We start from the raw sequence: 25,428 nt of genomic DNA, 5'->3' as shown, positions 1-25,428 counted from the left end.
CATAAAAGGTTTGACATCTTGATATAGGCATGGTATGATCTATCTTGTCACTAAGAAAGATTGCTCTTTCGAGGATAAAAGACAACTTATATGCGGTCGTGGCGGAATTGGCAGACGCGCACGGTTCAGGTCCGTGTGGGCTAACCCCCGTGGAGGTTCGAGTCCTCTCGACCGCATCCATTAGAAAAGGTCTATAGAATTGCTCTCGTAGCAGTTTTAGAGACCTTTTTCTTATATTTCTGGGGATTTGCTCATAGTCTAAGCTGAACATGTTTCTTGTCTTCACGCAAACTATGGATTTCAATAAAGGATTCTGACAAATTACTTGATTTCATTTAAGTCAGGATTTTGCAAAATCCTCAAGTTTATAAACAATTCTTTTATAAGGTTATCTTTTAAGATATGATAGAAAATAACGCACTTTATGATGAAGTATTTGAAAGGTTGGATGTAAGATGGAGAAAGCAACTTTTGCAGGTGGATGCTTCTGGTGTATGGTGACTCCGTTTGAAGAACAGCCGGGCATTCATGGCATTGTGTCAGGATACACTGGAGGAACGATTCCCGATCCGACCTACGAGCAGGTTAAAACAGGAACTACAGGTCACTACGAGGTGGTGCAGATTACTTTTGAGCCTGAGCTGTTTCCTTATGAAAAGCTGCTCGAATTATATTGGCCGCAAACAGATCCTACCGACGGGGAAGGTCAATTTCAGGACCGAGGTACACAGTATAAACCCGCAATTTTTTATCATACAGAGCAGCAACGTGAGCTTGCGCAACAGTCCAAGGAGCAGTTGGCACAAAGTGGACGCTTTGATAAGCCAATTGTAACGGAGATCCTTCCTGCTTCGATTTTTTATCCGGCAGAGGATTATCATCAGGATTTCCACAAGAAAAACGTGAAGCACTATAAGGAAGATCGGGCCCAATCAGGCCGTGATGAATTTATTGATAAGAACTGGTAAGCGGCTTTAATATACGTTTCTACGCACGATAAGGCAGATCAGGGAGTATTCCATGGATCTGCCTTATACATATTTAGACGAGGTTACTCACACAATGAAGGGACAGAGAAGGAGGCTGACCCGCAATGAGCACACGACGGAAGCTACACATGAGAAACATAATAAAAAAGGCTTTAAAGGCATCTCGCGGCCGGAAAGAGCCAGCTTATGTACCTGTATTCCATTCAAGCTCTAAAATTCGGAGAACCGTAGTACTCTGTATTTCGGTATGCATGTTATTCATGGTCTATAGTACTGGTGTTGCAAAAGCATTAGACAAACAGGCCGTGCCGCAAAAGATGGTTGCCGTCATTATCGACGATCTGGGAAATAATATGAAAGGGACTGAGCAAATTTTAAATTTACCCGTTAAGATTACCGTGGCTGTGATGCCTTTCCTGCCTACAACCAAGCAGGACGCTATGGAAGCGCATAAGCGTGGTCATGATGTCATCGTCCATCTTCCGATGGAACCAAAGCAGGGAAAGCCCGAATGGCTTGGACCCGGAGCAATTAAGGCAAATATGACGGATGAAGAAGTACGCGCTAAGGTGACAGCAGCTATAAAGGATGTTCCTTATGCGATAGGAATGAACAACCACATGGGTTCCAAGGTCACTTCGGATAAACGCATTATGTCTATTGTTCTTGATGTTTGTAAGGAGCATGGACTATTTTTTGTCGACAGCCGTACTAATTATTGGTCAGTGGTGCCTGAACTTGCCGCTAAAAAGGGAATGCCACCAGTACGCAATGATGTTTTCCTGGATGATGTCCATACACTCGCTCATGTGAATCGGCAACTTACAAAAGTAGTTGAGTGGCTGGACGAGCACGATACATGCGTAACGATTGGGCACGTTGGCGTGTCTGGCATGTATACATCCTCGGCTCTTCATTCATCGGTTCCCAAGCTAAAGGAGCACGCCAAATTTGTGGGTATTAGCGATTTGGTGCGTGCTGTATGGGGATGGACTGGAGACCCAGCCACCAACACTACCATGCCGTCAGATGCGCAATAATGCCTTCGGCAACAGCTTCAGCAATGCTTTTTTGACCACGATCCTCGGAAAGCATAGCTCTGTCCTGTTCGTTACTTATAAATCCGGTTTCCACAATTACAGCAGGATGCTGGATTTTATTCAGAAGATAAAAGGGTTTTCCGTACACTGTTTCTCTATTCATGCAAAATAAGCGGTTTAATGAATGTTGAATCCGTTCAGCCAACAGATAGCTGCTGCCTTCATCCTGATACAGCACAATGGGTCCCCGTTTTTCGGTACGTTTGGTCCAATTGACATGCAGGCTTACAACCAAAGCGGTGGGCAGTTGTTCTGTTAGACTTTTACGTTGAGCCAGGTCTTTAAGGTGCCGGGATTTGGACTGCAACCAACGGTTATCGTCACTCAGTGCGTAGTCCTTGTCCCGATTCAGGACAGCAGGGTAGCCCTGGGAGCGTAAGATCAAGTACAGCTTTTGAGCAATGGCGAGATTGATATCTTTTTCCAAAAGCCCTTTATGACTTGTTCCACCATCCACACCGCCATGGCCTACATCAATCAGGACAACGGGCTTGGCAAAAGCGTGAAAGGACGAATGTACGTTGGATGGACCCTCTATATACTTGTTCGGTTCGCTATTCTTCTCGTTGGGCTGAGCAGCTATATAGGTAAATGGGGCAAATACAGCACTACAAAGGATGCATAGACTCAACCCCAGCCCTTTCAGCCATATCTTGTTTAACTTTTTTTTTCGCACGTTCTATTCCTCCAGTGGACGAATTAATTGTTTACTGAAAAACCATGCATAACAGACATCAAATCTAATGCAGCGTAGCTGCCTTCAAACATAACAATTAGCCTTGAGGCAACTGTTATGTTGAAGATAGTATGTTCCATTTAAGGGAAACCATGCATAGGTATTCCCACAGGGGTTAGACCTTTTGGAAAATGAGCAAGCTAGTTGTATCTGCACCTAACGTGTAAATCCGATATTTCCAAGCAATGTGAATGGACATGATAGGGGCAGAATGGAGGAGGTCGTGGAGGATGGCGAAGAGTGACGAACTGGTGACGTATATTACGCAGCGGATTGTTCGCTATATGGAAACGCCGCGTGATGTCCGGCGCAGTCAAAAACAAGCCAGAGAGCCGTGGGTGAGCAAATGGTTTGGCATGTTGCCTCTGGCTCTGAAAATGTGGATGAAATCCACACGCAGAGAAAGAAGAGAGCGACATTAAACTCGCCAAAGAGACCACAAGAGGCATAGGGTATGCCATTTGAGGTCTCTTTTTGTGTTGTAGGGATCATTCCGAATCATTTTGCGTGTTTCTTAATAACTAAGAGTCCAAACGATAAAATTCACCAGCTGACAACAACTGTTTTAGTGGTACAAAACGGGAAAGTCCATTGTGGTGGGATAACGCATATAAAATGGGTTGGGACGGCTGATCTGGGGATATCCAAGACTGATACCCACTAATGGATAAGGGCCCTCCAAAGGCAAAATTGATACCTGTGGCAGAAAATATAATACGCGGTGAAATGCTCAGTGTATCCATAAATTGAGCTGTGTTACGGACAGTAAGTTTTTGCTTGGGTTGAAGCCAACCCAGATCGTCATAGGGATCAAAAGGAGCAGACGAGACTGTAACCGCTTGCGCCTGTGTTTTCAAAAAGGGTACAGATGAAGAGAATGCGTTGTTCTGAAGCTTATGTTTCCAACTCCCATCTGCCACTTCTACAGGTAACGGATCGCCAGTTACAGCATCAATACATATTTCGCTGCCTGTAGAGGAACGCACCAGCCAGTAGGCTAGTAACGGTTCCTCATACATAGGTGTGATTTGCAGCTTGTCGATAGATGAAAGATCAGTATCTGTGAGCGACACCAGGGATTGACGAAGTACAGCCATACTATAAGGCCCGCCCGGACCATTCCCGTATTCGTTGAGTTGAAATGCGCCATTGGAGTCTGATCCGATAATCAGGTAGCCGATGTATTCTCCCGCACGGTTTACTTGAACAAGCCAACTATGGGTTCCAGGTCCGAGCGGATGATAGCTAAGCTCAGCATCTTTCCACGAGGCAAAAGGGGGCTGCGACGATAGGGATTGTACCGTGTTGTCCGCAGTCTGTTTTACGTCTGCGGGCACGCCTTGCTCCTCAGTAGGAAAACTTGCTGAAACGTCACCCGGGGAAGGGGTAACAGGACTCGTGGAGTTCAATGGAGGAACCCACGAGCTTTCGTTGTAGAGAGACACCGAGTTTAAATTGTTGCCTTGTGCGACTGAGGGAGCCGCATGAATGGAAGTGAACGGACAGACTGTGGACAGGCCGATCAGAACAGCTGCGATCATACCTATGCTATAGTGCCCGGAATGACTCTTATTCAATGTAATCCACCTTTCTGTCGGCTTGATTGCCCGACGGAGGCATTCTTTTTTATCCAGCATACAGCCTGTCCGATAAAAAGACTGCTGCACCTTGTCGGCGTAAATGTCGTATCCAGGTTCGTTTTTTGCTGTCGATACATAGGAGACATGTTTAACCAAACTTGTGGCTACAGCAGCGGAAACTGATGTAGGCTGAAGCAAGATGTTACAAGCTGACGATACCTCTGCAACTTTCCTGCGAAGGAGCGAGAGATATCGGTTACCGCAGATGAAATATCCCGCAGTTAATGGCGGATACGAGTACCTTTGGCTCATATTGCCATACCATTTCTTTACGGCGGGCTTGATGCTGCTCTGAAATGGCTTCTTTTTTATCCTCTTCCTCTTTCTGCTCTTTGATTAGATCATCGTAGTAATGGTCAATAACCTCCAATTCCTCGCGCAATCGTTCCTTCGCCTGCTCAGCCCAACCATAATCTTGCTGACGGAGTTGTTCAGTGAGGTAGCTTTCAAGCGAGGTAGAAGCTTCAGGGACAGATAGCTTGGCAGGCTGTACATGCATATTGCCCGCCAGCAGCGGGCTGAGCTGCCGGGTTTCGAGCATGGCGCCAAAATCGGTTACAATAGTGCCGCTTTTGAGCGAAATACCTAGCCACTGAAGTTCCTCACGCTTCAAATCGCAGGCGAATTCAATCTTATAGCAAATGCTGAGCCAAGCTTCATAGACTACGGGAGAGCGGGCAGACAGCTGACGGGCATCAGGCTGCTCAAATAAATAAACATATTTCCCTCCATCCCGTGCGGCTTCAAAAATTTGATGCAGCCGACGGCTTCCATATCGAAGCTCCTCCTGCAAAATACGTCCAGGTCCTAATTGTGGTAACGTTGGTACATGACCGAAGTAACGCCCCATGACCTGATCTTGTGCTGCGTTGCCTGATGCTGGAGTTGGTGGCGTATGATCCGCTAAACGTTCCTGTTCTGTGCGATAGGCTTCCCTATCAAAGATGAAAGTGAAGGACATCGTCTGCGCTGGAACGCCAGTACGCTCTACGTATCCCCAATAGTAGGGGCGGTTTGTTAAGGCTTTATCCGCTTCTGGAGAAAGCTTAACGGTTACATGGTGGGGCGACCTCTCGATGACACTACATCCGGTAGCTTCCAGATAGGTGTGGACAAAGCGTTGGACTTGCTGTGCATTCATGGTCAAACTAGCGCCCTCCCTTCACACTGCGTCGAGCTTTGCCTGGAGAAACCGTATTGCCTGCTAAGCCTAATACATCCTCGGTGTTTGGCTGGTCTGTGCGCAGTTGTTCCATTTCCTGTTTGATGGAATCCAGCGAGTGACCCAGATTTTGCATTTTTTTGCGAATTTCATCATCGCTACTGGATTCAAGCATAATTTTATACAAACTTTTTTCAATCGATTCTTTCTTCTCAAACTTCTCCAGAATAACGTCCAATCCGCCAATGACCATCTCAAACATATTTATCTTTTCATGCAGCAGATGCAGGATATGCTCCTCAATCGTTCCAGTTGTGGACAAGTTAAAAATATTAACATCATGCGTCTGTCCAAGTCGATGTACCCGTCCGATCCGCTGCTCCACGCGCATGGGATTCCACGGTAAATCGAAGTTAATCATATGGTGACAAAATTGCAGGTTAATGCCTTCACCACCCGCTTCAGTTGCAATCATGACCTGAATGCGCCCACGGAACAGATCCATCATCCAATCCTTGCGTCCACGGTTCATACCGCCTCGGTAAGGAACAGCAGATAGGCCACGGTCACGGAAATAGTTCAGCAAATACTCCTGTGTGGCTCGGTATTCTGTAAAAATGATCACTTTTTCGTTCATCTGACGGATAAGCTCAAGCGCTTTTTCTGCTTTGGAATTGGCCTTGATCGCTTTAATGTGTGCAACCAAATCCCAGACACGATCGCGTAGAGGAGAGTCTGGGGCCATCTTTTTGGATAAATTGACCAGCGTCACGAACACAGCGTCCCGGCTGCTGCACACTTCCCGTTGAAGGGTGACGAGAGACAGCATGCTACTTAAATTTCCACCATTCGCCTGGTATTGCTCTTTGACAAAAGAGGTCACCCCATCGTACAGCGCTTGCTCTTCCGGCGAAAGTTCCAAGTGAATGTTAGAAACATTTCGTTTGGTGAATTGAACCGGGCCTTCTCCGCGACGATTACGGATCATGACTTTAGACAGCTCATCCTTGAGCTGATCTTCATTTTTAGGCAGACGTTTATCTACAACAAAGTTGGCTGAAAAATCGCCATGTCTTCCCAATTGACCGGGCTTGAGCAGTGTAATCAGGTTAAACAGCTCAGACAGATCGTTTTGTACAGGTGTTGCTGTCAGGAGCAAACAATATTTTTTACGCAGCTTCATAATAAACTGGTAGTTGGATGTCTTTTTATTTTTCAGCTTATGAGCCTCGTCTATAATGAGCAGGTCATAATCGGTATCTAGCAGGATGTTACTATGGGGCTCCCGCTTGGCGGTATCCATAGAGGCCACGACGACCTCGGAAGACCAAGAATACGCTTTCTTCTGGGCGACAGCGGGAATACCGAATTTGCTGTTCAGCTCACGCACCCATTGTAGGACCAGGGATGCGGGTACAAGAATAAGCACTTTGGAAGCCAGCCCGCGAACCAGATATTCTTTTAGGATCATTCCAGCTTCGATCGTTTTGCCTAGGCCGACTTCATCGGCAAGAATGGCACGTCCGGACATTTGAAACAGTACCTTCCGAGCGGTATCCAGCTGATGGGGTAGTGGAGTGAGGTCTTGCAAATGCTGTAGACATTGAAGCTCATCGAAGTTCGGCACCAGCTTGGCTTTTTCAGCCTCAATGGCCAGCTGATACAGATTCCAATCTCCCCAAGGGCCACCTTTGCGTAGGCGTTGCTCCAGCTCATCCTGCCAGCTTCGATCAAATTGCACCGGAACAGGCAGTGGCGCTTGATTGTGTATATGCGGGGAACTTGTCGATTTGGCTTTCATGATGATTCCCTCCCTCCTGGTAGTAGCACAGTTGAAGCTCTTGGTTCTGTCACATATGTGGCATCTATTTAGCACAGATCGTAGATGTAGTATGGACGGAAAAAGATATCTTCATAACAGGAGGGATGAAATCCTTTAGCTGCCTTCCATTAACTTTTGGAGTTTACTTTCCGTAGAGGTTTGCGCATTGGGGGTGTAAATGCTACAACGGAGATCAACACTGCCTTGTACCTGAAGAGAAGTCAGGTCAAATAGCATTTTGCCAGCCTTGGCATGTCGAAATTCAATGAGCACCTCCGGTGCGGAGCTTACTTCGCTCTGATTCCAAAGCTCGTTAAACTCTGGGTAGGCCTGGCTCATATTTTGTATAAATTGTGCGTACCAGGGGTCTGTCACGTATTGCCCGTAATAAGCGCGGAAAATAGCAAGGAATCCCTTTACAAAGTGTTCCCAATTCACGGCTAGACTTTTAAACTCCTTTTTGGTGAATAGCAGTTCAATCATATTGCGTTGCTCATGGGGTAGCTCGGCAAAATCCATAAAAACATGAGCAGCAGCGGCGTTCCAGCCGACAATATGACAGCGCCGATCTGAAATAATAGCAGGGCAGTAGTGTAGCTCTTGTACGATCTTTTGCAGAGAGGGGGAAATGACGGCTTGCTCTTCAGGAGCAGGAAGGCTGTGAGACCCGGCCTCGATCGCCAAATCATACAAATATTTGCGCTCGTCTGTGTTCAACTGCAGTGCGGCAGCAATAGCATCCAACACAGAGGCGGACACCTTAATATCTCGTCCTTGCTCCAGCCAGGTATACCAGGTCGTACTGACACCTGCCAGTTGAGCGACTTCTTCTCTGCGCAAGCCTGGTGTTCTGCGACGTGATCCTTGGGGGAGACCGACCATATGTGGGTGTAGATGGGCTCTTTTTGTTTTTAGAAAAACAGATAGTGCTTCCAGACGTGCTTCCGTTTTCATAGGTATTTTCTCTCCATTCAATGGGTATATCCGAAGTGAGCAAATAATGCGTTTACTATAGTAGTGTTCATTATACCAGGATAAACAAACACTTGTAATAGGATAAGACAAGGTTAAAATGAGGATTATAAGTAAGTCACCGAGCAGGAGGAATGAATAGCTTATGCAAAGAGTAGTGATAACAGGTATGGGTGTCGTTTCCCCACTGGGTAATGAAGTGGACACGTTGTGGAAGAATTTGCTGGAAGGCAATTCAGGTATACGTAAAATTGATACATTCGATGTGTCCGATTTGAAAGCACAAATTGCTGGACTGGTACAGGATTTTGATGCAGAAAAGCAATGGGGACGTAAAGATGCTAGACGAATGGATCGGTTTACTCAGTTTGCATTATATGCGGCAGAGCAAGCGCTCAAGGATTCCGGTCTGGAACTGGATCACACCGATTTGGAGCGTGTCGGTGTTTATGTGGGATCGGGAGTCGGCGGTTTGGATACGTTGGTGGACAATGTAGATGTGCTGCTACATCGTGGACCGGGTAGAGTTAGCCCAACGCTGGTACCTATGATGATATCGAATATGGCTGCTGCTCAAATTAGTATCGCGTTTGGAGCGATGGGACCTACGCTTTCACCCGTGACGGCTTGCTCTATTGGGAATACAGCAATTGGAGAGGCGTTTCGGACGATTCGTACAGGAGATGCGGATGTCATTTTTGCCGGTGGGGCTGAAGCGGCGGTGACTAGATTGGCCTTGGCGAGTTTCGCTAATGCGACTGCCTTATCCACACGTAACGAGGAGCCTTCTATAGCAAGTCGACCTTTTGATCAGAATCGGGACGGCTTTGTCATGAGTGAAGGTGCAGGTATTCTGGTACTGGAGTCACTGGAACACGCTATCCGACGTGGTGCGGAAATCTATGGTGAGGTCATCGGTTATGGAGCCAGTTCGGATGCTTATCACATGGTTGCACCGCATCCCGAAGGAACCGGAGCTTACTTGGCGATGAAAGCGGCCCTGCGTTCGGCTCACATCTCCCCTGAAGAAGTGGACGTGATTAGCGCCCACGCGACGAGTACGTCTGTCGGGGATGTCGCTGAGACCCTTGCAATCCACAAGCTTTTTGGTGATTATGCCTATCAGATTCCGGTTACTGCGAATAAGTCCATGCTGGGTCATATGCTGGGGGCTGCGGGCGGTGTTGAAGCGATTGCACTTGTGCAAAGCCTGCGAGAAGGTATCATTCCGCCAACCATGCATCTGGATAATCCAGACCCTGCTTGCGATCTGGATTATGTGCCTCATGAAGCGCGAAAGGTTCCACTAAATATTGGGCTATCTAATTCTTTCGGCTTCGGTGGTCATAATGCGGTGATTGTGCTGAAGCGCTACGAGTCATAATTGTAAGAAGTTATTGAAACCTCAGGCATTCTATCCGGCTGGATAGAGCACCTGAGGTTATTTTAATCGAAGAATAACAGATTCATTTTAGAGAAGAGATAGAGTAAGATGAAGGAAAACATTTGGAGGGACGGGAAACCATGATTTTAATCAGGAACATACAACCAGCAGACGCTGAAACGTATTGGAATTTGAGACTGGAAGCCCTGCAAATGAACCCTGAAGCTTTTGGAACCTCCTATGAGGAAGCTGCACAAGTTCCATTATCTGATGTGGTGAAGCAGATACAAAATAAACGAGATCATTACATACTTGGCGCATTTACAAAGGATCATCAGCTGGCTGGTATGACTGGATTTAGAAGAGAGCAAAAAATAAAAACGCAGCATAAAGGAACGATTTGGGGAGTTTATGTACCATCGACTTACCGAGGTCAGGGGATCGCTAAAAAACTTTTATTGGAAGTCATCAGCCAAGGTAGAAAATTGGAAGGTTTGAAGCAAATTAACCTAAGTGTGGTAACTACCAATCAAGCTGCTGTTAAGCTGTATAGGAAGTTGGGATTTGAAACCTATGGTATAGAAAAGAATGCTTTAGAATATCACGGACAGGAATATAATGAGGAACTCATGGCTTATTTTTACTAAGGGTGAAAGGTTTTGAAAAAATGAAAATTGACCGATTACTTTCTATCGTCATTTTGCTGCTAAAGAAAAATAGAGTACAAGCAAAGGAACTGGCTGATTTATATGAGGTTTCGATCCGGACGATCTATAGAGATATTGAAGCGATTAGTATGGCAGGTATTCCGGTGGTGACTTATCAGGGAGCCAATGGGGGAATCGGTCTGATGGAAGGATACCGCCTGGATCGCAGTATGCTGACGGATAACGATGTCAAGGACATTGTGATGGGGCTGCAGAGTTTGTCCTCGTCGTTGGGCGGCCCAAATGTGTCGCGGTTACTTCATAAATTTGAAAGTATTATACCGGAGTCCGGGAAAGAGCGATTTAGTGTCCGAACCACACAGTTTATCGTCGATCATTCGGGATGGGGAAATCAAGCTGCACAGGAAGGCAAATTGAAAAAGGTGAAAGAAGCAATGAGCCAAGCGCGTACTCTCGCTTTTACCTATCGAAATGCAGAAGGAGCCATAACGGAACGAAATGTTGAACCGCATACGCTCGTTCTGAAAGGACAACAATGGTTTGTATATGCGTATTGTCCCGATAGGGAGCAGTTTCGTCTATTCAAACTCTCCCGCATGAGTGACCTTGTGGTTACAGAGACTGTTTTTGCTCGCAGGGATCTTTCTTATGAAGTGCTACCGTGGAATGAGGGACGGATGGAGGCATCCAGAGCCGTACAACCATTTACGCTACAATTTAACCGTAACTCAAGGCATTTGGCGGAGGACTGGTTTGGCGTAGAAGCATTGACCGAGCAGGAGGAAGGGATCTATACGGTTTCGGTCCCGTTTCCCGAGGATGCATGGGCGTACGGATTTATTTTAAGCCTGGGGCCGGATGTGGTTGTCAAGGAGCCAGCTCATTTACGAGACAAGATTCATAAGATGGCGTTGCGTATTGCGTCTAATTATGAAGAAGTTCGGGAATTATCTTAGATTAAATAAAACAAACCTGACCCATAGTTGTCAGGTTTGTTTCGTTATACTGGTGGCATACCTGATATCAATTAGCGAAAGGGGATTTACGAGGATGGATAAAGCTTGTCAAAGTTGCGGGATGCCGTTGGAGCATGAGGACCAATATGGAACGGATGCACAACATCATAAAACGGATGAGTATTGCAAGTATTGTTACAAGGAAGGCGAATTTGTACAGCCTGAATTGACTATGGAGGGAATGATTCAGCAGTCTGTGCCTTTCCTGGTAGAGAAGGGGATGCAGGAAGAAGAAGCGACTTCGATGCTGCGTAATTACCTGCCGTTTTTGAAACGATGGCGGTCCTCAGAGGATACGGGGCTTACATTGGATGGACCCATTCGGGAAGAATATCGAGGTGAGATCCGTTTGATTGGTTTGAAAGCACGTACAAGTAATCAGAATGAACAAACATCTCACGGTATCATTCCAAACATGTGGGAACGTTTTTGGAGTGAGGACGTGCCTGGTCGGATAAAGGAAAAAGCAGGACATGCTTCTGTCTATGGTTGCTATACTGACTATGAAAATGGGGCATTGGGCGAGTATACATTTTTTATCGGGAAGGAAGGGGCTGTAGATTTCCAGACTCCTGACGATCTTGAAGAACTTGTCATTCCGGCTGCACGCTATGCCATTTTTCAGGCAACTCAGGAACCCTCTTCTGTCTTCCGTGTATGGCAGACGATTTGGGAGTGGGCTGCCATGGGACAAGGGGAGCGGACATACACAGGTGATTTTGAAGTGTATGGCAGTCCAGATGAACCTGTTTTGATTTATATTGCAATCAAGTGATGATTATATAGTGACAGAAGAGAACCGCCTGGCCATTATTGTGGACCAAGCGGTTTTTTCTGATTCAATCAATAGCAGTCTCCCCATCAAGTTGAACGTCGTGTTAAAGCCCAAAAGATGAGAGCCAGAGCACTGACACCAGCTCCTAATAGACACACCCCGTTCCATCCGGCATAGATGTACATATGAGTGGAAGCAATGGCCCCTGTGGCGCTACCGATGGAATAAAATATCATGTAGCCTGCAGTAAGTCGGCTCCGTGCCTCAGGGCGAACATTGAAAATCATGCTTTGGTTGGTGACATGTACAGCCTGTACGGCCAAATCCAAAAGTATTACGCCAAGAACTAAAGCGAACAGAGAATGCTCGGTGTAGCGGATAGGTAACCAGGATAGCAGCAATACAACTAGTGCGATACCTGTCGTCCGTTGTCCCAAGTCCTGATCGGCAAGACGGCCTGCTCGTGCTGCTGCTAATGCCCCGGCGACTCCAGCTAGGCCAAAGGCTCCGATGGCTGTATGTGAAAGAGATAGAGGCGGGGCACTGAGAGGTAACACAAGCGAAGTCCACAATATACTGAACGCCGTAAAAATGAGCAGCGCAAGGACAGCACGAATGCGCAGAATTCGTTCTTGCACGAACAGTACGATAACCGAGCGGAGCAGTTGCGGATAGGAAAGTGTCACACTTGTGGGTTCGTTCTTTGGCAACACTCGCAACAGAGCTACAGCCATAAACAGCGTAAGTATAGCAGAAACAAGGTAAACTGAACGCCAGCCTGCCAGATCAGTTAATACACCGGCCACGGTTCGTGCCAGCAGAATGCCGATAACGACTCCACTGGTCACCAGACCTACGATACGCCCACGTTCAGTCGGATTAGCCAAGGTAGAGGCGAAAGCCACGAGTGTTTGAGTGACTACAGCCAGCAGTCCAACCATTGCCATTCCCATAAGCAGTATTGTACGGGTAGGAGCAAAGCTAACCACGATTAGTGCCAGCACGGATAGCAGCATTTGCCCTGTAATCAGTCGCCGTCGATTCAAAAGATCGCCAAGCGGGACGAGCAGCAATAATCCCAACGCATAACAAATTTGCGTGATGGTAATGACCATGCCTACCGATGAGTGCGTAATGCCAAATTCGTTTGCCAGCGCATCCAGCAATGGCTGTGCATAGTAAATGTTAGCGACAGCCAGCCCGCAGGCTATGGCAAACAAGAGTGCCACAGATCGGGACAAGGAGGGAATGGGGGCTGTTTCGGCAGCATTTGCTACCGTTTGATGAGGGAGGAGTGCCGCTTTTTCTTCTGACGTCTTCATTTTCACATACCACGTCGCTTTCTGTAATTTACATACCGTTGAGTATAATATACCGATTGGTATGTAATGAATTTAGGTCAATATAACTCGTGCATATATATAATGTCAAGAGTTTATCAGTACATATTTGACAGTTTCTTTTCCTGATCATACAATCTTAATATACTGAACGATATGAAAAGAAGGAGCTGCTTATGGTTCGACCACGGGAATTTGATGAAGATCAAGCGTTGAATGCAGCGATGCAAATTTTTTGGGAAAAAGGATTCGAGGCTACATCTTTAAGCGATTTAACCTCCAAAATGGGAATTCAGCGCCCTAGCATTTACGCTGCTTTTGGAGACAAGAAGCAATTATTCGAAGCTGCGCTGCGCAAATATACGCAATCCCACGCTGCTTATGTACGCTCTAGACTACAAAGCAATTCTTCTGTAAAAGAAGCGTTTTACAATTTTTTTGGAGGAATCGTGGCAGAAGAGTACGAGAATGGGTCTAATAAGGGATGCTTTTGTATTAATACGATGGTAGAACTAGCCCCTCATGATGAGAAATTTGAAATTTTAACCAGAGAACATCAGATGTATCTTTCTGCCGTCTTTCAGGAAACCCTTGAGCGTGGTATACGATCAGGAGAGCTGGAGGCTAGCATGGACGCACGAGCTCTGGCCCATACGATGGTCTCTTTGTTAATCGGGATTACCGTGATGATGAAATCACGTCCAGCGCGCTCTTTTGTAGATCAGGCGGTTGCAACTTTACTTATATTACTGGATGGGAAATAGAGATGAAGGGAAGAAGCAGGGATGCCACAGATAAAGGCCGTTCAAACCCCGATTGGAGCATTGTATGGACGAGATGCGATCTATTTGGACCATGTGCATATGAATTATTCGAAGAAGGAGCTAGTTTTGAAGGGAGAGATTAATGGGGGGCTGGCAACGGAAGCAACAGATGGTTTTGTACCCTACGAACTAATATTCACAGAAGTCTACTACTTCAACATGATTGAACTGGACGTCGCTTTGCACCTGTCTGATCGGGAATATATGCAGGGCAGCAGCTTTGATGAGCTTATAGATACGCCGTTATTGGCTACAATAGCAAGCGCACGGGGGAAAAATCTAAAGCACCTCATGCTGAAAACCTATGACGATATTGTAGAAATTGCCTGTGGAGATTATAAGATGACTATATAAACGAGTTTATTTTTAGAAGAGGAGCAGGATCAATGAATACCCAAATTGAACTATTAAACGTGAAAATACGTGTGATGCAAGGGGATATTACCCGTTGTAAGGCGGACATTATTGTCAATGCAGCAAATACAAGCTTGCTGGGTGGCGGTGGCGTAGATGGCGCGATTCATAGGGCTGGCGGTCCGGCTATCTTAGAAGATTGTGTAAGTATCAGAAACAAGCAGGGTGGATGTCCCGTAGGAGGCGCGGTCTATACAACAGCTGGCAAGCTGGATGCCCAATATGTTATTCATACCGTCGGCCCTGTGTGGAATGGTGGCGAACATCGGGAAGAGGAGCTATTGGCTAAATGCTACCATAATGCACTCCAATTAGCTTTAGAACTGAATGCACGAAGCATCGCCTTTCCGAATATCAGCACAGGCATCTACCGTTTCCCGAAAGAAAAGGCGGCGGATATTGCTATACAGGAAGTGACACGTTTTGTACGTGAACATGCAGCTTTGAATGAAATTATTTTTGTTTGTTTTGATGCGGAAAATGCTCAGTTATACAGCCGTAAGTTACAAGATGGTGTTAAGAATATTCAAAAAGATATAGTTGAATGAGAGAATACATGCGTGGAAATTAGGGGGGATCATGAATGCATGAGGAGCAAAACCAGGAACATTGGCCGGTGTGGGCTACGGAGCCTGTAAAAATAGTGAATCCTGATCCTGCCTGGTCAGAGCAGGGCTTAAAGATCATTCACCAGTTGCGCGAGTTATTACTGCCGTTTAAGGTGACGGAAATCGAACATATAGGAAGTACAGCAATTCCCAATCTTTCCGCTAAGCCCATTATTGACATTATGGCAAAATTAGAATCTTGGGATCAACTGGAACAGATCGTATCTGCTTTACAACCAGCAGGCTGGAACTATGTTCCACCAGAATTGGACGATCGGGAATGGAGAAGATTTTTGGTTAAAGTGGAACAGGATCAAAGAAAGGGACATCTGCATCTCATGCTGAAATCTGATGAGCATTGGGATCAGCAGCTATTGTTTCGGAATCGACTTCGTGAACAGCCTGAGCTGATTCAGCAATATGATGTATTAAAAAGACGGCTGGCGATGGAAAATCAGCATGATCGTGAAGCATACACGGAGGCCAAGACTGATTTTGTGCAAAACGTTCTGAATACCGGACATCCTAAAGATTAGGACGACCGGACTCCCGGGTACTTTCCGACCAAGCGCCGAAATCTCCGACATTTGTTATTGCCGTGTAGGGGAATGGCCGGAAGGCTTGCCAGCACACCAGAAAGAGCTTATTCAGAAGCTGCTAAAGTAACTTTCATCCAGTACTCATGTTCATTTCATGATAGGAAAGATCGTATTTATAGACGTTTCAGGAATGCGCTGATGCGTTCCAAAGCCAATTCCAACTGTTCTCGTGATGATGCATACGAGCAACGGATAAAGCCCTCGCCGCCTGGGCCAAATGCGGAACCGGGTACAGTGATGACTCCTTCTTCGTCCAGCAACCGCTTGGCAAACTGCTCTGAGCTTAACCCTGTGTGCATAATGGAGGGAAAAGCATAGAAGGCACCGTTTGGTTCGTGACATGGCAGTCCTGTCTGACATAGGCCTTCCACGAACCATTTTCTACGCAGATTGTAGGATTCCATCATACGATCTTTTTCCTCCAGCCCGTTACGCAGGGATTCAATTGCGGCAATTTGCCCGATAATAGGAGCGCACATGGCGGTATATTGATGAATCTTCAGCATAGCTGAAATCAACTCTCTTGGGCCGCACACGTAGCCGACCCTCCAACCTGTCATCGCAAATGCTTTGGAAAAGCCGCTGATGAGCAGGGTGCGCTCTTTCATTCCCGGCAGAGCAGCGAAGCTTACATGCTTCTGTCCATAGGTCAATTCAGCATAAATTTCGTCTGATATGACGACAAGATTATGCTCCTCAACCAGGCGGGCAATCGGTAGCCAATCCTCATAGGTCATCACCCCACCCGTCGGATTATTGGGATAACAGAGAATAAGTACTTTGGATCGTGGAGTCAGCTTGGCTTGGAGTGCCTCAGCTGTCAGCTTGAACTGCTGATCCGCAGAGGTTTCAACCGTTACGGTATGTCCTCCGTTCAGAAACGTGATGGGCGAATACGAAATATAACATGGAGCTGGAATGAGTATTTCATCGTTTGCGGTGATCAGGGCACGTAGTGCCAAATCCAGTGCTTCACTGCTGCCAATGGTAACCATGATTTCATCTGTCGGGTTGTAGGGTGTGCTGAAGCTGCTCTCCAGATATCCGGCAATCTCCTCACGAAGCTCGGGAAGACCAGCATTCGGTGTGTATGATGTTTTACCATTTTCCAGTGCTGTGATACAGGCCTTTCTGACATGTTGAGGGGTTACAAAGTCAGGTTCACCGACACCAAGCGATACAATATCTTTTCTGCCTGTACTATATTCGAAAAACTTACGGATGCCTGAAGGTGGCATTTCCCGTACAGCTGGAGTCAAAAAATCGGTTATTGATACTGCTGTCGATACATTTGTCATGATGATTTCCTCCTTTTTGAAAAACAAAAAAAACCCGCCCCTGTAAAAGGGACGAGTTTATACCCGTGTTACCACCCTAGTTTCATTCCATAGGAAATGACACTCTGTTCACGTATCCATCAATACGTGTTCCGGTTAACGCTGGAAAGGCGGCAGAGCTTACTTCAGGTTCAGCCCGCTTCTCAGAGATGGCGTTCGGCTACCCTCGGAATGTTGGCTTTCACCTGCCCCAACTCTCTGCAAATCCGCTGTATAGCTTACTCGTTCTCGTCATTGAAATTTGTTACCGTATCAAGTTAGGTGTAATTATAAGCACAACATTTCAGGATGGCAAGTCTTTTTTTTAATAAACTTTAAAGACACATCATCATCATTGACGACTGGAAAATAACGTATATAGTGGTATCAAGGGGATTGTGCCCCAGATTTCAATGTGTTAAATGACTATATTGCCAGAGAGGAATGGTATCCATATGAACGTATTTGAACGCTTTAGCGGTAAAGTTTTGCCGGCGGATTGGAGCTGGATCAATGAGCCGGCTGAATGGAGATTCGATGATTCCAATTCTTTGCAAATTTCTGCACCTTCACAGGCAGATTTCTTTAGGGATCCGTCAGGCGCAGCCACTAAATCGTCCGCACCCTTTTTGCATACAACGCTTCAAGGTGACTTTACAATATGGACGAGGGTCCGTGTGGATATGAAGCAGCCTTATGATTCAGGATGCTTGATGCTGATGGCGAATGATACCCACTGGGCTAAGCTATGTTTTGAGTATTTTGAAAGCACTCCATCTATTCTTAGTGTGGTCACTCGGGATACATCCGATGATTGTATCTCTGGGGCGATGGACGTGTCCAATCCGTATTTACGAGTGGCACGAGCTGGAAATTGCTTTGCATTCCATTATTCATCAGACGGTCAGCATTGGAAGCTGGCGAGATATTTTAGTATGAATGTTCCTAACCAGCTAAAAGTTGGAGTTGTTGCTCAATCCCCGGTGGGGGAGGGGTGTGCTGTTACCTTTGATGCCTTGACGATAACAAACCATGTATCCGAGGACATACGAAACGTGGAGTAAATAGACAAAGGCTTTCTCTCTAAGTATGAAAGCGCTATAAAACAGGATTTAAAAGACGTATATACGCATACTCAGGCAGGAGGTAGATGGAAACTTGCTGTTAAGAAGGAAAGGCTACAAGCTGCCCAGTTTGTTGGGAGTGCTACTTGTAGCTACGTTGGGCTGTTTCGGACTCATTATGTATTTACAGTCCACAAGCGGAACGAGGATGTATCAATTTCTGTATTGGGATATATTCCTGGCCTGGGTTCCGGTCTTTATCACTCTGGGAATGATGGCTTTATCCAGACTGCAAAGTACAAAAGTGAGAAGTATTCTTTTATTTTTCTCTTCCATTGTATGGTTGTTTTTTCTGCCGAATGCTCTCTATTTGGTGACTGAGTTACTTCATGCGTTTCGTTTTTACGATGTGAATCCTGATACACGTTTTTGGTTGAACACACAATTTTGGTTAATCTTATTTACGTCTTTTTCAGCAGCAGGGCTTGGCCTTTTTCTTACATCCCTTTGTGTATTGGTAATCCACCATATGTTGAGGAGGATTTGTTCAGGTGGGCTCGCATGGGCTGTAGTTTTTGTGTTGTTGTGGCTGGCCAGCATAGGCGTATATATTGGCAGATTTGCTCGCTGGAATAGTTGGGATGTATTATTGCAGCCACTGGTGCTCCTTGCGGATATTTGGAGATGGGGAGTACATGCAGGACCAAGGCTTCATTTGCTGTCCTTTTGCTGGCTGGTGTTTGGGATAGCAGTCATTTTTTATTTATTGATCTATATCTCTTTAAGTGAGGATCAGGATGTTTAGGCCGAGGACATGTATTCAATGAATACAGGCTTCGGCCTATTTTTTACATGTAGAGTGTCAGGAGTTGGTGTTGTCCTCCCCATGCACATCGTAAAGTACGCGTACAAGCAGATCCTGACTGAAATTCCCGAATCTTTTGCCAAAAATAGTGAGCCCCCCTTTGTTTTCCGATTGATCGGTTACAGATAAACGGAGTGTAATGTCGCTTTTATAGTTAAGGTTAATATCGTCTATTGTGACTTCGGATATGCGGCACCCGTCAATGAAGCTGCCATGCTGATTGATGCGAATTAATTTGAGCATACCATATTGATTCAAATGCGGTGGCCACCAATCTGGATTCAGAACTCCCGGCACTTCTCCAAAATCTCCGGCGCTGGTCCAGTGCCCAATAGGGATACCATTAATATGAAAACAAATGTCAGAGGGATATTCCTCACAATAGCAGGGTGCTTCTGAGCCCAGTTCTGCGGAGAATTGAATTTCTTTAAAAGATTGATTCGCTTTCAGATAGTTGGGGATGCGGTATTCCAAAAAGCCTTCAGCCATCCAGATCATTTCCGACTCCAGCCGCCCGGGATCTGCAAAATAGCGTGGATCATCAAAATCGCCGATAATGCTGTCTCGGGTCACCAATCCACAAGTGGGGGACGCTTGGTAGTTACTATAATGACCTACGCGAATCTCAACCTCATACACATTTTTTTGTTCTCTGCTGCGCAAATCTACCATCAGCTTATCCTTGTTCAAATAACACATTTTTCGGGTACCGTGCTTGCCGCTCACGGTATTGATCTCCACAAGGCCGCATTCTTCCAATTTTCGAATATGCATTGTAATGGTACCGTTGCTCAAATTAAGTTTGTTGGCAATGTCATTCATACTTTGGCCCTGATAAGCAAGTAACTCGAGAATTTGAATGCGGATTTCGGAACCCAGTGCTTTAAAAATATCTAACCCTGACATTAAGTCCTTAATATAAATCATAGCTATAGACCATCCTTATCTATAAAAATTGTGATGTAAGCGCTTATATTTTTACTTTGATTTATGTTAAAATAAAATCAAAAAGAAGTAAACTGCTTTTTTGTAAATTTTTTTTACTAAATAAAGAGGGAAGTGAATTAGACTCTAAATTAGAGATTACTTCATGAATAAATCGCATTTAAGTTTTATTACTATTTTTTTAGAAGAAAATTAACTTAAATACGATTTAATTTTGCTTTCCATGTCACTCTAATCTATGTTTTATAATTATTTAAAAAGATTGAAAAATACATTGACGAACTGAGGAAGGGCATGCTATATTTTGTTTGTAAACGAATTCATTATTGATAAAGTAAAATGTTAATTATATGGTACATGAGAGGGATGATAATCACAGCGGCAATCAACAACGGGTTGTGTACCGCACAGTTAAAGATTAGGCCGAGTGGTATGAAGTTATTTTAACACCAAATGTATGCGGTTTCATTTAAATTTAGGAGGGGTCGCGTTGATAAAGAAAAAAGGTTTTGCAATAACAATGGTTGTTCTGTTGTTAATGGTGGCTGCACTGGCTGGTTGTAGTGGGGGAAGTTCCAGTAGTGATGGAAGCAAGGAACTGACATTCATGTTCCGAGGTGGAACTGATGAACAAAAGGCATATAAGGAAGTAATTAAGAAATTTGAAGAGGAACATCCTGGCGTAAAAGTTAAAATGGTCGTGACGGCAGCGGATCAATATGCTACAAAGCTAAGAGCTGCGATCACAGGAAACAATCTTCCAGATATCTTTTACTTTGCCCCTGGAGATGTGAAAGCTTATGTAAACAGTGGGGTGTTGAAGAATCTCACTCCTTACATTGAGAAGAACAAGGATATTAAACTGGATAACATCTGGAAATACGGTGTAGATTTGTATCGCTATGACGGTAAAATGGCCGGTCAAGGAGATATTTACGGTATGCCGAAGGACTTAGGTCCATTCGCACTCGGCTACAACAAAACGATGTTCGAAAAAGCGGGCGTTCCCTTGCCTGACAAAGACAAACCGTATACATGGGATGAATTTATCAAGGTTAGCCAAGAGTTGACTAAGGATACCAATGGTGACGGCAAGCCAGATCAATACGGTACAGGCTTTAACGTTCAGTGGGCATTGCAAGCCTTTGTTTGGAGTAATGGGGCTGATTGGCTGGATGAGAGCAAAACTAAAGTAACGATTGATGATCCGAAATTTGCGGAAGCGCTTCAGTACTTTGCTGACATGCAAAACAAATATAAAATCACACCTGGTATTGAACAATCACAAACATTGGACACATACCAACGTTGGATGAAGGGCGAAATGGCATTCTTCCCGGTAGGTCCTTGGGATATGAGTACATTTGAAAAACTGCCGTTCGAATATGATTTGCTGCCGTTCCCAGCCGGATCGACTGGCAAATCGGCAACATGGATTGGTTCTCTGGGTATCGGCGTTTCCTCTAAAACAAAATACCCGGATGAAGCTGTTGAACTGGTTAACTATCTGACGACTTCTAAAGAAGGAATGAAGCAGCTCGTAGATGCCAAGGTACAAATTCCGAATCTGCTGGACATGGCTGATGAGTGGTCCAAAGATACGAAAACCAAGCCTAACAATAAACAGGAATTTATTGATATCGTAAATGACTATGGACGCTCATTACCAGGCAACTATACGTATAATGCAGAATGGTACGATATTTTCTTCACAGATATTCAACCTGTACTGGACGGTAAAATTACGGCGGCAGATTATGTGAAACAAGAACAACCGAAGATGCAGAAACTGCTGGATAAAGCGGTGGAGCAAGAGAAAAAATCACAGAAATAATGCGTAAATAGAGGAAAAAAGGATGATGTTAGTGGCTAAATATCATGCTGCTAACATCATCTTCATTCCAAATTAGAAACAGAGGTGAGCCCTGTGATAACCAAATCTAATCTCTACCGCAAAGAGAAGGTATTCGGATACTTATTTATTCTTCCTCCTATTCTTGGTCTGCTAATCTTTACGTTGTTCCCGTTTGTCTATTCGTTATACGGCTCTTTTACAGACTGGGACGGATTGGGACAAATGAACTTTATTGGTCTCGACAATTTTAAAGATTTATTTAGCGATGAGCTCTTTTATAAATCGATGTACAATACTCTTTTCTTAATGCTGGGTATTCCAATCGGTCTTGTACTAGCTTTACTGCTGGCACTAGGTTTGAATCGCAAAATTCCAGGTACGACAACATTTCGTGTGATTTACTATATCCCGGTTATTTCTTCGTTGGCTGCCGTTTCTATTATGTGGAACTGGGCATACAACGGAGACTATGGTTTGGTGAACCAATTCCTCGAAATATTCGGTATTAAGGGTCCTAACTGGCTGATGGATAAGGATACGGTTAAACCAGCCTTGATTCTCATGACCGTCTGGAAGGGTCTCGGATATACGATGCTGCTATATTTGGCAGCCCTGCAAAGTGTGTCTCGTTCTTATTATGAAGCAGCAGAGCTAGATGGAGCGAGCGGATTCCAGATGTTCCGCAATATTACATGGCCAATGGTGAAGCCTGTAACCTTCTTCCTGGTCGTAACTAATATCATTGGTGGTTCGCAAATCTTTACTGAAATGAACATTATGACACCTACAGGGGGTCCGGAATACTCATCCGCCTCAATCGTCTTTTATATTTGGGATAAGGCATTTAAAAACCTGCAAATGGGATATGCCTCCGCGATGGCTATGATTCTCGGCATCTTCATTTTTATCGTAACTTTGATTCAATTCAAAATGAATGAAAAATCGTCCTTTGATGGGGATTGATTTTCGCGGAAAGGAGTGAGTCTGATTATGTCCCATAGTCAAAAAACGAAAGTTACCAATACCATTATCTTTATTGTACTGGCGATTGGAGCGATTGTGATGATCGCGCCGCTGCTTTGGATGCTGTCCACTTCGGTGAAAGAAAAGCAGGATGTCTTTGCACTTCCACCAGTATGGATACCAGAGGTGTTCAATTTCAGTAAATATAAAGAAATTTGGGAAGCAGGACCTTTGTTAAGCGGGATCAAGAACAGCGTGATTGTGGCTGTAAGTGTTACCGTTGTAGGTACCTTCACATCCAGTGTGGCCGCTTTTGCATTTGCAAAGCTGAGATTCCCTCATAAAAACAAACTGTTTTTGGCACTCATCGCATCTATGATGATTCCATACCCAACGGTTATGATTCCACAGTTTATGATGTTTTCCAAACTTGGCTGGGTCGATACACTTTTGCCTCTGATTGTTCCAGGTTTGTTCGGAAATGTAGTTATGATCTTCTTCCTGCGGCAGTACTTGCTTAGTGTACCGGATGCCATTATCGAAGCTGCGAAAATTGACGGAAGTTCTTATTTCCGACTCTACTCGTCGATTACGTTCCCACTCATTAAGCCAGCAGTTGCGGCACAGCTTATTTTATGGTTCATGGGGATTTGGAACGATTATTTGGCACCTATTATTTACTTGAACTCACCAGAAACGCAGACACTGCAACTGGTTATCGCGAATTTTAATGCGACTTACGCCATTCAGACGGACTATCCGCTTATCATGGCAGCATCGATTATAGCCTTGTTACCTGTACTGATTATATTCTTGATCTTCCAGAAACAAATTATTGAATCGGTTGCCATTTCGGGTGTCAAAGGCTAATTGACATCTGGAGGGTACGGATGAAATATGTAAGGCAGTCACAATATGTAATGGATAAAGGAAGGAGGAGAATAACAGTTATGGTTATGCTGCTCATGCTGGGTCTATCCGGCTGTGGGGATAACACTCCGGACCCTGTGTATCCGCAGGCTCCGCCTCCCGATCACTTGTATGATCAAAGTACGATTAACGATGAACAGCGCTGGACCATTAACAATGCACATGACCCGGCGATTATCAAAACAGATCAAGGCTATTATGTCTACTCAACGGATGTAAAGACAGGTGGAGAATTGAGACCTGGTGTTATGGTACGCAAATCGACTGATCTGATTCACTGGAACTGGGTTCAGTATGCACTCCCCGGCATTCCAAAGGAAGCGGAGGCGTGGTCATCAGCAACCAATCTGTGGGCACCGGACATCATCAAGATGGGTGATACCTATCGGATGTATTACTCCGCTTCTACCTTTGGCAGCACACGGTCTGCGATCGGATTGCAGACATCCAGCTCCCCGGAAGGCCCCTGGAAGGATGAGGGGCTGGTCGTTAAAACGGGAGAGGATGACAAGTTGAATGCGATTGATGCCAATCCGGTGCTGGATGCAGAGGGAAATCCATGGATGGTATACGGCTCTTTTTTCGGCGGTATTTACATTACGCCGCTTGATCCCTTGACTGGAAAGCTAAAAAAGTCTGGCTATGGCAAAAATATCGCTGCCAGAGATCGGACAACTGAGGACGGTGCTGTAGAAGGGCCTTACATTGTGTACAATCCAATGTTCCGTAAATACTACTTGTTCGTCTCGTATGATTCTTTGTTCGAGGACTACAATGTTCGCGTTGCCCGCTCAGATTCTATCACAGGGCCTTATGTGGACATTAATGGACGTGACATGGCAGATACCAGCTATTTGCCTCAATACGAGATTGGAAACAAGGTATTGGGCGGTTATCGGTTCAGCGAAGGAGAAGGCTGGGTTGCGCCAGGTCACAATTCTGTCCTGAAGGACGGTGCGGATTATTATATTGTACATCATGCGCGGGGAGAAACGGACAAGAGCTGGCCGTACCTGCATGTACGCAAAATATTATGGACGGCAGAGGGCTGGCCGGTCGTCTCTCCTGAGCGGTATGCGGGTGAAAAGGAGCAGGATATCCCTAAAAGGCTATTATCCGGCAACTGGGAGCGGATCGTGATAAGGCAGGAAGTAGATGGTCAGGTGGAAGCTGAACCGCTCCGTCTGGAAGATGGAGGGCGGGCAACCAGCGGCTCTCTTGAAGGTCACTGGAGCTTTGATGGCAAGCGTACTCTAACAATGGATTGGAGCGATTCATCCGAAGGGACAAAGGAAGAACTGTTATTGCTCCCTTCATGGGACTGGGAGCTCGGTCGCCATACTCTAATTTTCACGGGTATGAACGAAAAGGGAATTTCCATCTGGGGAAAACGTATCAGCGATTAATTGTATGAACTACATACTACACATAGAGGAGAGAA

The 25,428-nt window shown here is 45.3% G+C and carries 25 protein-coding genes, 1 tRNA gene and 1 other annotated feature; of the genes, 18 read left to right on the top strand and 8 right to left on the bottom strand.

All coding sequences use genetic code 11. The annotated features are described in order from the left end of the window. The first annotated feature begins 92 nt into the window (after nt 1-92). From ACQW03_RS02330 to ACQW03_RS02320, 3 genes are all read left to right on the top strand, one after another. A tRNA-Leu gene (locus ACQW03_RS02330) sits at nt 93-176 on the top strand. Nucleotides 177-455: 279 nt separating this feature from the next. Then, nucleotides 456-968 (top strand): peptide-methionine (S)-S-oxide reductase MsrA, encoded by a 513-nt coding sequence (gene msrA, locus ACQW03_RS02325; protein ID WP_071640281.1) that lies wholly within the window; start codon nt 456-458, stop codon nt 966-968. A gap of 125 nt (nt 969-1,093) precedes the next feature. Continuing rightward, nucleotides 1,094-2,029, top strand: a complete 936-nt coding sequence (locus ACQW03_RS02320; protein WP_441948086.1) for a divergent polysaccharide deacetylase family protein — start codon at nt 1,094-1,096, stop codon at nt 2,027-2,029. On the opposite strand, the gene ACQW03_RS02315 is transcribed toward ACQW03_RS02320, so the two are convergent. After that, nucleotides 2,004-2,765: an N-acetylmuramoyl-L-alanine amidase gene (locus tag ACQW03_RS02315; protein ID WP_104495931.1), complete on the bottom strand. Its 762-nt coding sequence runs from the start codon at nt 2,763-2,765 to the stop codon at nt 2,004-2,006. The genes ACQW03_RS02320 and ACQW03_RS02315 overlap by 26 nt on opposite strands. A 290-nt stretch (nt 2,766-3,055) precedes the next feature. Here ACQW03_RS02315 and ACQW03_RS02310 point away from each other — a divergent pair, with 290 nt between their 5' ends. After that, nucleotides 3,056-3,247 (top strand): YqzE family protein, encoded by a 192-nt coding sequence (locus ACQW03_RS02310; RefSeq protein WP_023988052.1) that lies wholly within the window; start codon nt 3,056-3,058, stop codon nt 3,245-3,247. 99 nt (nt 3,248-3,346) lie between these two features. On the opposite strand, the gene ACQW03_RS02305 is transcribed toward ACQW03_RS02310, so the two are convergent. The 4 genes from ACQW03_RS02305 to ACQW03_RS02290 form a co-directional block, all read right to left on the bottom strand. After that, nucleotides 3,347-4,603, bottom strand: a complete 1,257-nt coding sequence (locus tag ACQW03_RS02305; RefSeq protein WP_258383057.1) for a hypothetical protein — start codon at nt 4,601-4,603, stop codon at nt 3,347-3,349. A gap of 58 nt (nt 4,604-4,661) precedes the next feature. Continuing rightward, entirely contained in the window at nt 4,662-5,612 is a 951-nt protein-coding gene (locus ACQW03_RS02300) for a YqhG family protein (RefSeq protein ID WP_071640289.1), read from the bottom strand. Nucleotide 5,613: 1 nt separating this feature from the next. Next, nucleotides 5,614-7,428: a DEAD/DEAH box helicase gene (locus ACQW03_RS02295; RefSeq protein ID WP_220031081.1), complete on the bottom strand. Its 1,815-nt coding sequence runs from the start codon at nt 7,426-7,428 to the stop codon at nt 5,614-5,616. A gap of 135 nt (nt 7,429-7,563) precedes the next feature. After that, nucleotides 7,564-8,403: a helix-turn-helix transcriptional regulator gene (locus ACQW03_RS02290; protein WP_071640293.1), complete on the bottom strand. Its 840-nt coding sequence runs from the start codon at nt 8,401-8,403 to the stop codon at nt 7,564-7,566. 163 nt (nt 8,404-8,566) lie between these two features. On the opposite strand from ACQW03_RS02290, the gene fabF reads away from it, so the two are divergent. The 4 genes from fabF (at nt 8,567) to ACQW03_RS02270 (ending at nt 12,264) form a co-directional block, all read left to right on the top strand. Next, a complete protein-coding gene (gene fabF / locus ACQW03_RS02285) occupies nt 8,567-9,805 on the top strand; it encodes a beta-ketoacyl-ACP synthase II (protein WP_023988058.1) in 1,239 nt (412 codons plus the stop codon). Between the two features lie 140 nt (nt 9,806-9,945). Continuing rightward, complete coding sequence (locus tag ACQW03_RS02280) at nt 9,946-10,452, top strand: GNAT family N-acetyltransferase (protein ID WP_071640294.1); 507 nt, start codon at nt 9,946-9,948, stop codon at nt 10,450-10,452. 20 nt (nt 10,453-10,472) lie between these two features. Next, nucleotides 10,473-11,429, top strand: a complete 957-nt coding sequence (locus ACQW03_RS02275; RefSeq protein WP_220031083.1) for a helix-turn-helix transcriptional regulator — start codon at nt 10,473-10,475, stop codon at nt 11,427-11,429. A gap of 94 nt (nt 11,430-11,523) precedes the next feature. Further along, the gene (locus ACQW03_RS02270; RefSeq protein ID WP_441948081.1) at nt 11,524-12,264 is read left to right on the top strand and encodes a zinc ribbon domain-containing protein; all 741 of its coding nucleotides are present in this window, start codon (nt 11,524-11,526) and stop codon (nt 12,262-12,264) included. A gap of 86 nt (nt 12,265-12,350) precedes the next feature. Here the strand turns inward: ACQW03_RS02270 and ACQW03_RS02265 are convergent, their stop codons facing one another. Beyond that, nucleotides 12,351-13,586 (bottom strand): MFS transporter, encoded by a 1,236-nt coding sequence (locus ACQW03_RS02265; RefSeq protein WP_441948079.1) that lies wholly within the window; start codon nt 13,584-13,586, stop codon nt 12,351-12,353. Between the two features lie 194 nt (nt 13,587-13,780). Between ACQW03_RS02265 and ACQW03_RS02260 the strand changes: the two genes are divergently transcribed. Genes ACQW03_RS02260 through ACQW03_RS02245 form a run of 4 tightly spaced genes read left to right on the top strand, consistent with a single transcriptional unit; the run spans nt 13,781 to nt 15,986 of the window. Continuing rightward, nucleotides 13,781-14,368, top strand: coding sequence for a TetR/AcrR family transcriptional regulator (locus ACQW03_RS02260; protein WP_071640298.1), 588 nt, complete (start codon nt 13,781-13,783; stop codon nt 14,366-14,368). Nucleotides 14,369-14,389: 21 nt separating this feature from the next. Further along, the gene (locus ACQW03_RS02255) at nt 14,390-14,782 is read left to right on the top strand and encodes a hypothetical protein (protein ID WP_076292578.1); all 393 of its coding nucleotides are present in this window, start codon (nt 14,390-14,392) and stop codon (nt 14,780-14,782) included. 32 nt (nt 14,783-14,814) lie between these two features. Then, nucleotides 14,815-15,390, top strand: coding sequence for an O-acetyl-ADP-ribose deacetylase (locus ACQW03_RS02250; RefSeq protein WP_071640302.1), 576 nt, complete (start codon nt 14,815-14,817; stop codon nt 15,388-15,390). A 35-nt stretch (nt 15,391-15,425) separates the two neighbouring features. Further along, on the top strand, nt 15,426-15,986 hold the full coding sequence (locus ACQW03_RS02245; RefSeq protein ID WP_076292579.1) for a GrpB family protein: 561 nt from the start codon (nt 15,426-15,428) through the stop codon (nt 15,984-15,986). A 176-nt stretch (nt 15,987-16,162) separates the two neighbouring features. Here ACQW03_RS02245 and ACQW03_RS02240 read toward each other — a convergent pair whose 3' ends face one another. Continuing rightward, nucleotides 16,163-17,347 (bottom strand): aminotransferase class I/II-fold pyridoxal phosphate-dependent enzyme, encoded by a 1,185-nt coding sequence (locus ACQW03_RS02240; protein ID WP_076292580.1) that lies wholly within the window; start codon nt 17,345-17,347, stop codon nt 16,163-16,165. A gap of 44 nt (nt 17,348-17,391) precedes the next feature. Continuing rightward, nucleotides 17,392-17,630, bottom strand: a binding site (T-box leader). 190 nt (nt 17,631-17,820) lie between these two features. Between ACQW03_RS02240 and ACQW03_RS02235 the strand changes: the two genes are divergently transcribed. Further along, nucleotides 17,821-18,429, top strand: coding sequence for a DUF1349 domain-containing protein (locus tag ACQW03_RS02235; RefSeq protein WP_441948075.1), 609 nt, complete (start codon nt 17,821-17,823; stop codon nt 18,427-18,429). A gap of 94 nt (nt 18,430-18,523) precedes the next feature. Then, nucleotides 18,524-19,234: a DUF1361 domain-containing protein gene (locus tag ACQW03_RS02230; RefSeq protein ID WP_071640310.1), complete on the top strand. Its 711-nt coding sequence runs from the start codon at nt 18,524-18,526 to the stop codon at nt 19,232-19,234. 57 nt (nt 19,235-19,291) lie between these two features. Here ACQW03_RS02230 and ACQW03_RS02225 read toward each other — a convergent pair whose 3' ends face one another. Further along, nucleotides 19,292-20,221 carry an ArsR/SmtB family transcription factor gene (locus tag ACQW03_RS02225; protein ID WP_023988069.1) on the bottom strand — a complete coding sequence of 310 codons (930 nt, stop codon included), beginning with the start codon at nt 20,219-20,221 and terminating at the stop codon, nt 19,292-19,294. 508 nt (nt 20,222-20,729) lie between these two features. On the opposite strand from ACQW03_RS02225, the gene ACQW03_RS02220 reads away from it, so the two are divergent. The 4 genes from ACQW03_RS02220 to ACQW03_RS02205 all read left to right on the top strand — a co-directional run bounded on the left by ACQW03_RS02220 (nt 20,730) and on the right by ACQW03_RS02205 (nt 25,393). After that, complete coding sequence (locus ACQW03_RS02220) at nt 20,730-22,073, top strand: ABC transporter substrate-binding protein (protein WP_025723512.1); 1,344 nt, start codon at nt 20,730-20,732, stop codon at nt 22,071-22,073. Between the two features lie 93 nt (nt 22,074-22,166). Continuing rightward, complete coding sequence (locus tag ACQW03_RS02215; RefSeq protein ID WP_071640313.1) at nt 22,167-23,057, top strand: carbohydrate ABC transporter permease; 891 nt, start codon at nt 22,167-22,169, stop codon at nt 23,055-23,057. Nucleotides 23,058-23,084: 27 nt separating this feature from the next. Continuing rightward, a complete protein-coding gene (locus tag ACQW03_RS02210; protein ID WP_071640315.1) occupies nt 23,085-23,927 on the top strand; it encodes a carbohydrate ABC transporter permease in 843 nt (280 codons plus the stop codon). Nucleotides 23,928-24,007: 80 nt separating this feature from the next. Continuing rightward, on the top strand, nt 24,008-25,393 hold the full coding sequence (locus ACQW03_RS02205; RefSeq protein ID WP_071640317.1) for an arabinan endo-1,5-alpha-L-arabinosidase: 1,386 nt from the start codon (nt 24,008-24,010) through the stop codon (nt 25,391-25,393). Nucleotides 25,394-25,428: the final 35 nt, after the last annotated feature.

The sequence above is a fragment of the Paenibacillus sp. DRB1-1 genome, assembly GCF_052119485.1.
Classification (GTDB): domain Bacteria; phylum Bacillota; class Bacilli; order Paenibacillales; family Paenibacillaceae; genus Paenibacillus; species Paenibacillus polymyxa_B.
The sequence above is the reverse complement of the archived record's forward strand: the minus strand, read 5'-3'. Positions and strand labels throughout refer to the sequence as shown.

Bases quoted from the DNA above. Each gene is read 5' to 3' on its own strand.
- msrA (WP_071640281.1), top strand. From the start codon at position 456: ATGGAGAAAGCAACTTTTGCAGGTGGATGCTTCTGGTGTATGGTGACT.
- ACQW03_RS02320 (WP_441948086.1), top strand. From the start codon at position 1,094: ATGAGCACACGACGGAAGCTACACATGAGAAACATAATAAAAAAGGCT.
- ACQW03_RS02310 (WP_023988052.1), top strand. From the start codon at position 3,056: ATGGCGAAGAGTGACGAACTGGTGACGTATATTACGCAGCGGATTGTT.
- ACQW03_RS02295 (WP_220031081.1), bottom strand. From the start codon at position 7,428: ATGAAAGCCAAATCGACAAGTTCCCCGCATATACACAATCAAGCGCCA.
- ACQW03_RS02290 (WP_071640293.1), bottom strand. From the start codon at position 8,403: ATGAAAACGGAAGCACGTCTGGAAGCACTATCTGTTTTTCTAAAAACA.
- fabF (WP_023988058.1), top strand. From the start codon at position 8,567: ATGCAAAGAGTAGTGATAACAGGTATGGGTGTCGTTTCCCCACTGGGT.
- ACQW03_RS02280 (WP_071640294.1), top strand. From the start codon at position 9,946: ATGATTTTAATCAGGAACATACAACCAGCAGACGCTGAAACGTATTGG.
- ACQW03_RS02275 (WP_220031083.1), top strand. From the start codon at position 10,473: ATGAAAATTGACCGATTACTTTCTATCGTCATTTTGCTGCTAAAGAAA.
- ACQW03_RS02270 (WP_441948081.1), top strand. From the start codon at position 11,524: ATGGATAAAGCTTGTCAAAGTTGCGGGATGCCGTTGGAGCATGAGGAC.
- ACQW03_RS02265 (WP_441948079.1), bottom strand. From the start codon at position 13,586: ATGAAGACGTCAGAAGAAAAAGCGGCACTCCTCCCTCATCAAACGGTA.
- ACQW03_RS02260 (WP_071640298.1), top strand. From the start codon at position 13,781: ATGGTTCGACCACGGGAATTTGATGAAGATCAAGCGTTGAATGCAGCG.
- ACQW03_RS02255 (WP_076292578.1), top strand. From the start codon at position 14,390: ATGCCACAGATAAAGGCCGTTCAAACCCCGATTGGAGCATTGTATGGA.
- ACQW03_RS02250 (WP_071640302.1), top strand. From the start codon at position 14,815: ATGAATACCCAAATTGAACTATTAAACGTGAAAATACGTGTGATGCAA.
- ACQW03_RS02245 (WP_076292579.1), top strand. From the start codon at position 15,426: ATGCATGAGGAGCAAAACCAGGAACATTGGCCGGTGTGGGCTACGGAG.
- ACQW03_RS02240 (WP_076292580.1), bottom strand. From the start codon at position 17,347: ATGACAAATGTATCGACAGCAGTATCAATAACCGATTTTTTGACTCCA.
- ACQW03_RS02235 (WP_441948075.1), top strand. From the start codon at position 17,821: ATGAACGTATTTGAACGCTTTAGCGGTAAAGTTTTGCCGGCGGATTGG.
- ACQW03_RS02225 (WP_023988069.1), bottom strand. From the start codon at position 20,221: ATGATTTATATTAAGGACTTAATGTCAGGGTTAGATATTTTTAAAGCA.
- ACQW03_RS02210 (WP_071640315.1), top strand. From the start codon at position 23,085: ATGTCCCATAGTCAAAAAACGAAAGTTACCAATACCATTATCTTTATT.
- ACQW03_RS02205 (WP_071640317.1), top strand. From the start codon at position 24,008: ATGGTTATGCTGCTCATGCTGGGTCTATCCGGCTGTGGGGATAACACT.